General features: G+C 67.4%; 9 protein-coding genes. 2 read left to right on the plus strand and 7 right to left on the minus strand.

The window, feature by feature from the left end; all coding sequences use genetic code 11:
* Window positions 1-81 precede the first annotated feature (81 nt).
* The 5 genes from MSB02_RS02505 to MSB02_RS02525 form a co-directional block, all read right to left on the minus strand.
* Entirely contained in the window at window positions 82-1,167 is a 1,086-nt protein-coding gene (locus MSB02_RS02505; RefSeq protein WP_267193636.1) for a DUF3866 family protein, read from the minus strand.
* 4 nt (window positions 1,168-1,171) lie between these two features.
* Window positions 1,172-2,278 carry a M20/M25/M40 family metallo-hydrolase gene (locus MSB02_RS02510; RefSeq protein ID WP_267193637.1) on the minus strand — a complete coding sequence of 369 codons (1,107 nt, stop codon included), beginning with the start codon at window positions 2,276-2,278 and terminating at the stop codon, window positions 1,172-1,174.
* The gene (locus tag MSB02_RS02515) at window positions 2,278-3,894 is read right to left on the minus strand and encodes a CTP synthase (protein WP_267193638.1); all 1,617 of its coding nucleotides are present in this window, start codon (window positions 3,892-3,894) and stop codon (window positions 2,278-2,280) included. Before MSB02_RS02515 ends, MSB02_RS02510 begins: the two co-directional genes overlap by 1 nt.
* A 78-nt stretch (window positions 3,895-3,972) precedes the next feature.
* Window positions 3,973-5,028: a hypothetical protein gene (locus tag MSB02_RS02520; RefSeq protein ID WP_267193639.1), complete on the minus strand. Its 1,056-nt coding sequence runs from the start codon at window positions 5,026-5,028 to the stop codon at window positions 3,973-3,975.
* A complete protein-coding gene (locus MSB02_RS02525) occupies window positions 5,025-7,316 on the minus strand; it encodes a hypothetical protein (protein WP_267193640.1) in 2,292 nt (763 codons plus the stop codon). Before MSB02_RS02525 ends, MSB02_RS02520 begins: the two co-directional genes overlap by 4 nt.
* Before the next feature lie 205 nt (window positions 7,317-7,521).
* Between MSB02_RS02525 and murJ the strand changes: the two genes are divergently transcribed.
* Window positions 7,522-9,105 (plus strand): murein biosynthesis integral membrane protein MurJ, encoded by a 1,584-nt coding sequence (murJ, locus tag MSB02_RS02530; RefSeq protein ID WP_267194109.1) that lies wholly within the window; start codon window positions 7,522-7,524, stop codon window positions 9,103-9,105.
* Window positions 9,102-9,782, plus strand: a complete 681-nt coding sequence (locus MSB02_RS02535) for a glycosyltransferase family 2 protein (RefSeq protein ID WP_323748485.1) — start codon at window positions 9,102-9,104, stop codon at window positions 9,780-9,782. Before murJ ends, MSB02_RS02535 begins: the two co-directional genes overlap by 4 nt.
* A 22-nt stretch (window positions 9,783-9,804) precedes the next feature.
* Here the strand turns inward: MSB02_RS02535 and MSB02_RS02540 are convergent, their stop codons facing one another.
* Entirely contained in the window at window positions 9,805-10,665 is an 861-nt protein-coding gene (locus MSB02_RS02540; RefSeq protein WP_267193641.1) for a copper transporter, read from the minus strand.
* A gap of 13 nt (window positions 10,666-10,678) precedes the next feature.
* Window positions 10,679-11,800: a putative cytokinetic ring protein SteA gene (gene steA, locus MSB02_RS02545; RefSeq protein WP_267193642.1), complete on the minus strand. Its 1,122-nt coding sequence runs from the start codon at window positions 11,798-11,800 to the stop codon at window positions 10,679-10,681.
* Window positions 11,801-11,806: the final 6 nt, after the last annotated feature.

Genomic DNA, 11,806 nt, shown 5'->3' on the forward strand with positions numbered 1-11,806 from the left:
CGAACGGCCGCTGTATGAAGATGAGCGGAAGGTTCCCGTACGGGGGATTCGAGGGCGCCTCCACCACATCCAGGTCCGGCGTCAGGGGGTCCCGTACCCGCCGTCCGGATGCACGCCCACGACCCCCGCGGCCGCTGCGGCAAGGAAGAACGCGGGGTCGTCGTCGTACGCCCTGCCCATCGTCCGCACCTCCACGCCGCGCATGTCGGGCATCGCGCGCACATCCACGTCACGCCGCTCGTGAAGACGCCATACCGAAGCGTTGCCGAGCGCTTCATCCACGGACGTGGCCATCGCCGGGTCGAGCGCAGGCACCGGCACCACTGCGGACGCAAGCGCCACAGACGCGAGCGCAGTAAGCGACTGGTGGCTCACGGGAACGTGCCGTGGCCGCGGATCGGCGAACGACAGACGGAGCACCGCTATCGGCCTGCCGCCGAGCGCGGCGGCCGCGTTCACCGCCTGCCCCTGCGCGACGCCGCTGTGCCCGTACGGCGTGGACGTCCCCGGGATGCCGGGTCCGATCGCGACGATCGCGACGTCAGCAGCCGCCACAGCCCGAGCGGCCAGCAGTCCTGAGTACAGGTTCACGGCTTCCAGTCCGCCGCCGAAGGCCTGCCCGCAGGTGACCGTCTCATCCACGAGCCCCGCATCCCGCATTCGCGGTACCAGCCGTGAGAGCGCGATCGGCAACGCGGATTCATCGGTCATCACGTACACGACGCGCGCACGGGGCGACCGTTCCTTCACGGCCGCCGCCACCACCGGGACCTGGCTGTGCAGTCCGCAGCAGACCACCGGCAGGCCACCGAGATCGCGCGCCTCGGACATCGTGGCGTGGTGTTCGCTGGCCGGCTCCTCCACGCTCAGGACGTCCCGCTGCAGCGGTGTGTAGCGCAGTTTCATGATGTGGCCCAGCGACGGATCGTCGAGCACGACGCCCGTGCCGGCACGCGCGACCACGAAGTGCTCGCCACCGGTGCCGAGACCCAGGTCCACGGCGGTCGTGTTGCACAAGACCCGCTCGCCGGGCCGGCAGACCCCCGTGAGAGAACCGTACGCCACTGCGGCCGCCCCCGCCGTGTCACCGTCGAGACGGACGCGAAGACGCTGTGCGCCGCTCTCCGACGATCCAGCGCTCTCGACAGTGCCCCAGACGAGCCGCATCGGACTACTCCCCTGCCGTGCGAGCCATCGCCACGAGGAGATCGGCCAACCGCTCGAGTTCGACGACAGCGAGCGACTCATCGGTCGAGTGCACGTCGGTCATGCCCGACCCGAGAACGAGCGTCGGGGTACCGTGCGACGCGAACACGTTGGCGTCGCTGCCTCCGCCGGTCGCGTAGCAGCGCGGCGTCACGCCGATCGACACGCATGCCGACTCCACCGCCCGGACCGCGGGAGCGCCGTCCGGGACCGAGAACCCCACGTAAGCGAGCGTCCATTCAACGCTCACGCTGCCGCCGTGCTCCGCCGCGGCCTCCCGCATCGCCGCATCCATCGCGTCTCGCACCTTCTCGGCCATCGCACGATCGAGCGACCGGCACTCGCCAGTGAGGGTGCATTCCGGAGCGACCACGTTGGTGGCGCTCCCGCCGGCAATGGTGCCGACGTTCGCCGTCGTCTGCGGGTCGAGGCGCCCGAGGTCCATCCGCTGCACCGCAGACGCCGCCATCCGGATCGCCGAGACGCCCTTCTCCGGCTCGACACCCGCATGCGCGGCGCGTCCGCTGAAGACCGCCTTGAACGTGTGATGGCTCGGAGCGGCGGTCACGATACCGCCCACCGGACCATCGGCATCCAGCACGAGACAGAGCCCGGCGCTGGCGTCCTCGGAAGAGAGAGCCTTGGCGCCGAGCAGCCCGTCTTCCTCGGACACCGTGAGAAGGACCTTGAGCGAGCGATGCTCCCCGCCCTCCTCGGCCAGACGGCGGGCCGCCTCGATGATCGCGGCGACACCCACCTTGTCGTCGCCGCCCAGCACGGTCTCGCCGGCGCTCCGTACGACACCGTCGGCCACCACCGGTTCGACGCCCTCACACGGCTGGACGCAGTCCATGTGCGCCGAGAACGCGAGCACGCCGCCCGGCAACGTGCCGGGGAGGGTCGCGATCAGATTGCCGCTGTCCGACCCGGTGACGGCCATCGTGTCGTCGAATCGCACGTCGAATCCTGCTGCCGTCAGCGCCTCGGCCGCATACGCGGCCACTACGGCCTCCCGCCCCGTGGGGCTGGAGATGCGCGCCAGATCGAGGAAGGTCTCGAGTACCCGGCTCATCAGCGGTCCTGCCGCGCAGTCTGATGCGCCACTGCCGCGCCGATGAAGTCCCTGAACAGGGGGGCCGGCCGCGTGGGCCTGCTCTTGAACTCCGGATGTCCCTGCATACCCAGGAACCAGGGGTGGTCCGGCAACTCCACCATCTCGACGAGCCGCTCGTCAGGCGACAGGCCCGAGATCACCAACCCGGCGTCGGTCAGCTGCTGGCGGTAGGCGTTGTTCACCTCGAAGCGATGCCGATGGCGCTCGTAGACCACGGCCTCGCCGTATGCGTCGTATCCCTTGGTCTCCGGGAGCACCTTGCACGGGTACGCACCCAGCCGCATCGTGCCTCCCATATCATGCACGTCGTGCTGTTCACGCATCAGATCGATCACAGGATGTGGCGTCACCGGGTCGAACTCTGCCGAGTTGGCGTCTTCAAGTCCGGCCACATGGCGGGCGAACTCCACGACAGCGACCTGCATCCCGAGACAGACGCCCAGGTACGGCACGCCCTGCTCGCGAGCCCATCGCGCGGCCCTGACCTTGCCCTCGATGCCGCGCACCCCGAAACCGCCGGGCACGAGGATGCCGTCGAAGTCGGCAAGCCGGCCTTCGACCTCGTCGGGAGAGAGGCTCTCGGCATCCAGCCAGTGGATGTTCACCTTGCGATCGTGGAAGACCCCCGCGTGGTCGAGCGCCTCGTTGACCGACAGGTACGCGTCGGGAAGCGCGACGTACTTGCCCACCAGTGCGATGTCCACCGTCTGCTTCAGCGAGCGACGGTGCTCCACGAACCCGCGCCACTCGCCGACGTCGAGCTCCCCGCAGTCGAGATCGAGCCGGTCGATGACCATCGCATCGAGCCCTTGCTCGTGCACGGTAAGGGGCACCTCGTAGATCGACGGCGCATCCTCGCACGAGATGACGGCCTTCGTGTCGACGTCGCAGAAGAGCGCGATCTTGCGGCGGATGCCCGCGTCGATCGGTCGGTCGGACCGACAGACGATGAAGTCAGGCTGGATGCCGATGCTGCGGAGCTCCTTCACCGAGTGCTGGGTGGGCTTGGTCTTGAGCTCACCCGATGCCGCGATGTACGGCACGAGGCTCACGTGTATGTAGCACACGTTGTCGCGTCCAACGTCCTTGCGCAGCTGACGGATGGCCTCGAGGAACGGCAGCGACTCGATGTCACCCACGGTGCCGCCGACCTCGGTGATCACCACGTCGGCCTGCGTCTGCTCGGCGAGCCTGATGACCCTGCCCTTGATCTCGTTGGTGATGTGCGGGATGACCTGCACGGTACCGCCGAGGAAATCGCCCTTGCGCTCCTTGGTGAGGACCGCCTGGTAGATCGAACCGGCGGTGACGCTGCAGTCGCGCGTGAGGGATTCGTCGATGAAGCGCTCGTAGTGGCCAAGGTCGAGGTCGGTCTCGCCGCCATCGTCGGTCACGAAGACCTCGCCGTGCTGGAAGGGGCTCATCGTTCCCGGGTCCACGTTCAGATAGGGGTCGAGCTTCTGGATGGTGACCTTGAGACCACGCCCCTTGAGCAGCCGTCCGAGCGATGCGGCGGTGATCCCTTTGCCGAGTCCGGAAACGACACCGCCTGTCACGAAGATGTGCTTTGTCATGCTCGCTGCCCCAGTCCTCTCGCTCGTCGTCCGTATCGCATCGTACCGCACCCTCGCCGTGCCCCGTCAGCCGGACCTTCACAGCGTCCAGCCACCATCTCCCCCTCCATCCCCGCTCCCCGCATCGGAGGGCATGCGGCCGAGCCGGTCGATCGCCCGCAGCGGCGCCACCCTGTCCACGATCGCGCTGAACGAGACCCGCTCGGAGAGCAGGTTGAGCGCAAGCAGCACCGTAGCGGCCACGGCGAGCCAGGGCAGCGGAAGCGCAGATGCGAGCAGATAGCCCACCACGGCGCCCATCGCGTTGCTGCCGGCATCCCCGAGCATACCCTCTTCGCCGAGGTCGAAGCGCCATACCGCCACAACCGGACCCAGCAGGACGCACGCCATCAACACGACCGAGACCGCCGAATCGAGGGCGCTCCATGCGGTGACGCCCAACTCCGCGAACGATGCCGCATAAGACACGTACCCCTCGACCGCGTCCAGCACGAACACGGGCGCAGCCACGAGCGCCAGTGCCGAGTACGTCTTGAGCGCGCGACCGGGGCGCAGATCGGTGAGGTTGATGAGGTTGGCGGCGGCGGCGATCGTGAGCGTGGCAAGGACCCACACGCCGAACGTCTCGCCCAACCCGACAGCTCCGCGCGACCATGCGATGTGCCAGCCGTAGACCGCTGAGGCGGCCCCGATGCCAAGCAGCTTCAGCCCTCCCGTGGTGAGCCTCCCGCGCACGAGCGCGGAGAGGTGGCCCTTGAACCCCTTGTCGGTGTGAGAGCCGAACACGTCGTCGGCCAGTCCGAACAGCACCGAGACGGTGACGAGCATCAGGGGGACGCCGTAGAGCGGAAGCGTGAGCGGTCCGTCGTACAGCGCGAGAGCGTGACCCGATGCAGGGTCTCCGGCCGCTGTCGCGATGACCTCCATCACCACGCTCATGAAGAGCAGCGACACCGACCACACGACCCACACGACGCCCAGGCCCACATGCACGCTACGGCCCCGGTAGTTCGTGGAGAGTCGGCCGGACGACGCCAGAGCCGGGGACAACGCGCGCATGGCAAGGAACGGCACGAGCGCCCCCGCGACCAGGCACGCGGCCGCCGCGATCGCGTAGGCGAGCGTGGCGCTCACGTGACGCCTTTGGGCCGGGCGATGAACGACGACAGCATCAGATGCAGGAGGCTGCCGGTGATGTAGAGCATCACGAGCGCAGGGATGACGATGCCGGAATCCTCGGTGAAGTACCCCACAAGGCTGCCCCACAGCGCCGCCGTGACCGCCACACCGAAGGCGGGGTATGCGGCGAGCGTCTCGGCGAAGATCCCGTGCGGGCGCCACCTCATGTATCCAAGGAACGCCAGGATCGCGATCATCAGGATCGACCAGTTGGTGGCACGAAGCACCCGCCAGTTCGTCTCAGCCTTCCGGACGACGATCCGCCACAACTCCTCGAGCCCACCCGCGTCGGCGCTCTGCCACGCACGGCCAAGGTGCGTCTGGGTTGCGCCGTCGGAGAGGTCGTAGAGGGAGAAGGCGGCCACGAAGGCCACCGCGATCGCAACGCCAAGAAGGAGCCAGCCGACCGTCATACGCCTGCCATTCAGGCCGAGCCACAGGATGCCGAACGCGGCGGTCCCCCACGCCACCAGACCGACGTTGGCTCCGAGGAACGGTGCAGCCGTGATGAGCACGATCGCAAAGCCGGCGATAGCGGGCCCCCATGCCCGCAGATGGTGGGCCCACCGCGCCTCACGCCTGGCGTCCGCGAGCAGGGCGAGTCCCGCGAGCGCCCCACCTACCACGATGCTCGCGCCCTCGTTTCCGATACCGTAGTAGCGCGCTCCGAGCAGCGGCGAATAGCTGAAGAGGCCCGAATACGAAAGCGGCGCCCCGAGGAGCTGGTCTGTGAGCAGCACGCCTGCGGTGCCGAGCCCCACCACGGCAAGCGCCATGGCCGCACCCCACCGCCGCTCGATGAGCAGGGCGAACACCCACACGACGGCCGACGTCAGGAGGAACAGCCCTACCACCGCACCGGTCGAATCGGGACGCGGCACGATCAGGAACATCACCGTGGCGGCAAGGGGCATCGACAGCAGCAGCAGGATCACATGACGGAACACCGTGCTAAGCCTGCCTCCCCATGACTCGCTGAAGCGGCGCATCCGCCCGAGCAGCGCCGCACACGCCAGCAGGACCGCCACGGTGACACCGATGTATCCCGTCTGGATCGCAAGGCGTACCGTGTCCACCGCAACGGCCGTGTCATTCATCGCCACGAGACGTTCGACCCGTGTCTCGAAGGGGTCATCCGTACGAGCACCGGTGACGGCGTTACCGCGAATGGAGACCGGCCTGTCGATCCCGAGGAGCGAGAGCACCGTCGCCGAGACGTCGAGGTCGGTCATCAGGCCCTCGCGATGGGTGGATGAGGACGACACGAGTCCCGCGGGGAGACCCGGGCCGCCGATCAGCACCGGCCCGAACCCGCTCGGCCCGCTTGCCGGCCGACGCTGAGCGTTGGATAGGACCATCAGCACGCCGTCATCGGGAAGACCGGCGAGAGCCGTCTCCACAACGGCGTCGAGCGTCCGCAGAGCGGCCGTCCGCTGTGCCTCCGCGACATGGGGGGCGACGTCAGGGGCGTACCGGTACGCCCGTTCGGCGTCACCAGCATCGAGGACCACCAGCCCCGGCCCGTTCGCGACCGCGGGCTGGCGCATCACACGCTGGTACTCGGCGGCGATGCTCTCGACGTCCGCCCTGATGCCGAACGGAGCGTTCACGTCTTCCTCGATCACGTTGATGGAGACATCGCCATAGCGGACGAGGCCGCGAGCGTCCATCGCGAGTATCGCGGCCGGACGGCTGCGTATCGGATCGCCTCCCGCCACTCCCCCATCGGAGTTGCCGATAGCGGCCGTCACGCCGCCCGCGTTGACGACAGCCTGTCCCAGCGCTCCGGGGATCGTCTCAAGCGTTGCGATGTCGTTGGCGCGGATCGTCCTTGGAAGACCGAGGTAGACCACCTCGGCGTTGCCCGTAGACGACCCCATCAGCCGCCGGTAGACCTCGCTCGCGGTCGCGGAGCCATGCATCGCCGATACTCCGAAGGCGGCGGGCGCCGACGCGTCCCAGGCCGCCGGAGCCCCGGCGGACATCGTCAGCGCCACGTGTGATGGCGTGAGTTCCCGCGCATAGCGCGAGCTGCTGCGGATGTTCATGTCACCAAGCGCCGCGGCCTCGGCGAACGCCCGGGTGTGCGGCATCTCACCGCTCGTCACGTCATCCCAGGTCACATACGGCGCCAGGACGACGACGACGGTGCGCGCCGACGACTCCGCGCCGAACGCCGGGACACACGTGATGAGCAGCGCCACCAGCAGCGCTCCTGCGATCCGGCGTCCCATCCGTGTCATGGTGGCTCCTCGGCGTTTCAGGGCATGGCAAGACATGCGTGCGTGTCAGGGGGAACATGAGCGAATCGAACCGTAGGTCGACCCGGTCCGGAGTGCCCGTCGCTCAGTATACCGAAACGTGACACCGCTACGGTAACAGCCTGTCGTCGGCTACACTTGGCCGAGACCGGCCGTCCCGAGGAGGGCACCCATCGCTCAACCATCGATAGCGCGATCCACAGCGTTGATGTCAGCCTCGACGCTGGTGTCGCGTCTCACGGGTTTCGTGCGCACGTGGGCCATGGCGTTCGCCCTCGGCGTAACGGCCATAGCCGACTCGTACGACATCGCCAACAACCTCCCTAACATGCTCTTCGAGCTTCTCGCCGGCGGCGTGCTCTCGAGCGTCTTCATCCCGATGTTCATGGAGCGGCTGCAGAAGCACAGCGAGGAGGATGCCTGGCGGTTCGCCAGCTACGTCCTCAACATCATCATCGTAGGTCTCGGGGCGGTGGCGCTGCTGGCGACCGTCTGGCCGCAGCCGTTCGTGCGTTCGCAGACCCTCACGATCCCTCCCGAGCAGGCGGAGATGGCCACCTGGTTCTTCCGCTTCTTCGCCGTCCAGATCATCTTCTACGGCGCACAGCTCGTCTTTGCGGGCGTGCTCAACTCGTACCGCAAGTTCCTCGCTCCAGCGGTGGCGCCCATCTTCAACAACCTGGTCGTCACCGTGACGCTCCTGGGCTTTTACGTGCCGTTCCGCGAAACCGCCCCATCGCTCGCGCTGACGGGTCTGGCGGTAGGCACCACGCTCGGTGTGGTCACGATGGCGCTCGTGCAGATCCCCAGCATCATCAGGCTCGGCGGGCGATACACGATGCGCATCGACTGGCGTCACCCCGCCTTGCGGACGGTCGCGGTCAAGATGGTCCCCATCCTGATCTATGTGATCACCAACCTCGTCGCGGTCACGTTCCGCACGAACATCGCAGTGGCCACCGGTGAAGGCGGACAGGCCGCCCTCCGTTACGCCTGGCAGTTCTATCAGCTCCCGTACGGCATCTTCGCGGTGGCCCTGGCGACGGCCATCTTCCCCGAACTCACCGAACGGGCGAACGCCATCGATATGGGGGGCTTCAAGCGGATGTTCACCCGTGGCCTGCGGTCCACCATGGTGCTCATCATGCCGCTAGCCGCGCTCCTCGCGACCCTTGCCACACCCGTGATCACGATGTACCGCGCAGGACGGTTCACCGCCAGCGATGTCCCGGTGGTCGCCGACGTGCTGATGTGGTGGGCGCTCGGCCTGACCTTCTACGCGGGCTACATGTACGTGCTCAAGTCGTTCTACTCGCTGCAGGATACGAAGACGCCGATGCTGACCAACATAGTCGCCACCACGCTTCACGTAGGACTCTACGCGTTGCTCGCAACGGGAGCCGGACTGTGGGAAGGACTGGGCATCATCGGCGTGCCGATCGCCGACGGCATCTTCTTCTTCCTGCACATGACCGCGCTCCTCATCATCCTGAGACGCCGAGTCGGCTCGTTCGACGGTCGCTCCTCGCTCAAGACCTTCCTTGTCGTCGCGCTCGCCTCTGCCGGCGGCGCCGCGGTGGCATGGGTGGTCGCGCGCGTGAGCGCCGATGTACTGGCGCTTCCCGGTGGCTTCCTGATACAGCTGTTCATCGCTGGCGCCCTCGGACTCCTCGCCGCATACGGGATCATGGCCGCGCTCCGCGTACCGGAGCTGACGGACGTGTTCGAGCCGCTCGCACGGCGGCTCAAGCGGGGACGGAGACGTCCGTGAGCGTGATAGCGCTGATACCGGCCCATGACGAGGCCGACCGGATCGCGGACACGGTGCAAGCTGCACGCTCGGTGGGCACGATCGACCGGGTGATCGTGATCGATGACGCCTCCACGGATGGGACCGGCGACGTCGCAAGAGAAGCGGGGGCCCAGGTGCTCGCGCTGGACGTCAACCACGGCAAGGGAGGAGCGCTCCAGGCAGGCCTCGATGCGGTGGCCGACTCAGCGGACGTGATCGTGCTCCTCGACGGCGATCTTGGCACGACCGCGGACCAGGCCGGCCTGTTGCTCGAGCCGGTGCTCGCCGGTGCCGCCGACATGACCATCGCGACCCTTCCCCGGCCTGCGGGATCCGGCGGCTTCGGACTGGTGAAGGGATTGGCGCGTACCGGGATCAAAGCGCTCTCAGGCTACGAACCCACGGCGCCGCTCTCGGGACAGCGCGCCCTCTCACGGGCGGCCTGGCAGGCAGCCACGCCCTTCGCCCAAGGCTACGGCGTTGAGGTAGGCCTTACGGTGAGAGCCGCGCGGGCAGGACTACGACTCATGGAGGTTCCCACCACCATGGGCCATGCGGCGACCGGCCGCGACGTTGCGGGGTTCGTGCATCGCGGACGTCAGTTCGTGCAGGTAGCTGCCGCGCTGGCCCGCCTGGCGTCCGGCCGGGACCTCTAGGCGCACGGCACCGGCACAGGTCCTACGGGGTCATCGCCGGATAGTACCCGTCTGCACCATCGCCCGTGCCGTAGTATCCGCTCGCCCTTCCTGCCAGCAGGTATACGAGCGAGAGACGACCCTGCGGGGTCTCAAGATGATCGACGGCCGACACCCCTTCCCCGTCGCACACGCTGGCGACACCACCCGGAGTCTCCGAGAGTTCGGCCGCGGCAGCATGCTCACCGTCGGCGATGATCCGCTGTGCAAGGGACAAGGAGAACGGGTCGCAGCCCTCTGATCCGGTGCCTGCGATCACGACGGCGTCGACCGTGAACGTGCCGGTGAGGCTCTCCGTCGCCATCCGACCGGTCGAGACGAGCAGCTCGGTGAGCGGACGTTCGCCGCCTGCGCGCCACTCGGCATACAGCAGCTCCGCGACCTGCTCACGAAGCGCCTCGCCGGGCTCGGCCATCTCGATCCCCTCGCCGAAGAGGAGTCCCGCAAGACCCTCCGGCTCCGTCTGGTCAAGACCGAGCGCCGGCGTGTTGAGCGTGACCACATAGGCCGCTCCTCCCGCCGACTGCACGGTCTCGCGGACCGCCTCCACGCTGTGCGCCTGACCGGCGGTAGCGAGCACCGCAACGTCGGCGTCGCTCAGGAGGCCGTCAACGAGCGGACCTACGACGTCCTCGGCGAATGCACGATCCCTCTCCAGACCCAGCGAGAGCGTCTCGTTCTCGGCGGAGATCTCATCGAACCGGGCCTGGAGCTCCCGCACCACTTCGACGCCTTGATCGTCGAGCATGCCGCGTTCCGCGACCACGGTGCCGAGCAGAAGGCCGAGGGCCAGCGCGAAGAACACGGCCACCAGCGACGCGATGTGATATCGCAGGTTGTACATCGTGACGAGCCTCCTAGAGTCCGATCAGTGTCCGGAGCTGCAGCAACATCAGGTTGAGGAACGCGCGCGTACCGGGCGAGATGATGACGGCGACAGAGAGGACCGCCAGGCCCGCGAACGAGAGCACCAGCAACTGCATCGGGCTTACCGATGCACGATACAACCTGCTCACGCCTTTCGCGTCAACCAGGCGCGGTCCCACCCTGAGCCGAACAAGGAACGTCGATGCCATACCCTTGCGGCCCTTGTCGAGCTGCTCCAGCAGGTTCCAGTGGGTACCGACAGCGACTATGAGTTCGGCGCCCGACTCGCTCGCCAGCATCAGCGCGAGATCCTCGCTCATCCCCGCGCTGCGCCACTCGGTACCCGTGAGCCCCGCAGATTGCAGCCGTTCACGCCCGGGACATCGCCCATCGACGTATGCGTGGACGACCAGGTCTCGTGCCTTTGTGAGAGCCTCATCGCTCACCGAATCCATGTCGCCGATGATGATGTCCGGCTTGAGCCCGATCTCGAGCAGCGCGTCGGCGCCACCATCCACCCCGATGAGGACCGGCTTCATCTCACGGATGTAGGGCACGAGCGTGCGCAGGTCGTTCTTGTAGTCGTATCCGCGAACCACGACGAGTGCGTGCCGGCCCTCGATATGCGTGCGCAGATGCGGCACGGCGACCGGACCGGTCAGCAGGTCGCGCTCCTTGTCGATGAACTCGATCGTGTTCCGTGCGAACGCGTCGAGTTGCTCATCCAGACGCGCGGTGGCCTCGGTCATGGCCGCCTCGACGCCCTCGATGGTAAGCCTCGTACCGGAAGCCACCGCTTCACCATCGCGATAGACCGTGCCGCGTGATACCTCTATCCGATCGCCTTCGGTCACCCCTTCGAAGACCTCCGGACCCACCGCGTCAAGGATCTCCACGCCTCCGCGCAGAAGCAGCAACGGGCCCAGGTTCGGGTAGCTGCCGGAGATCGACGGCGAGGCGTTGATCACCAACTCAACGCCGGACTCGAGGAGCGACTCCGCGCTGAGGCGATCCATGTCGACGTGATCGATGATGGCGATGTCGCCATGCTCGAGCCGTTTGACGAGGTCCTTCGTGCGATGGTCCAGTCGTGCGGTCCCATATACGTACATCTCTGG

This window comes from Anaerosoma tenue (assembly GCF_023161965.1).
Taxonomy (GTDB): domain Bacteria; phylum Actinomycetota; class Coriobacteriia; order Anaerosomatales; family Anaerosomataceae; genus Anaerosoma; species Anaerosoma tenue.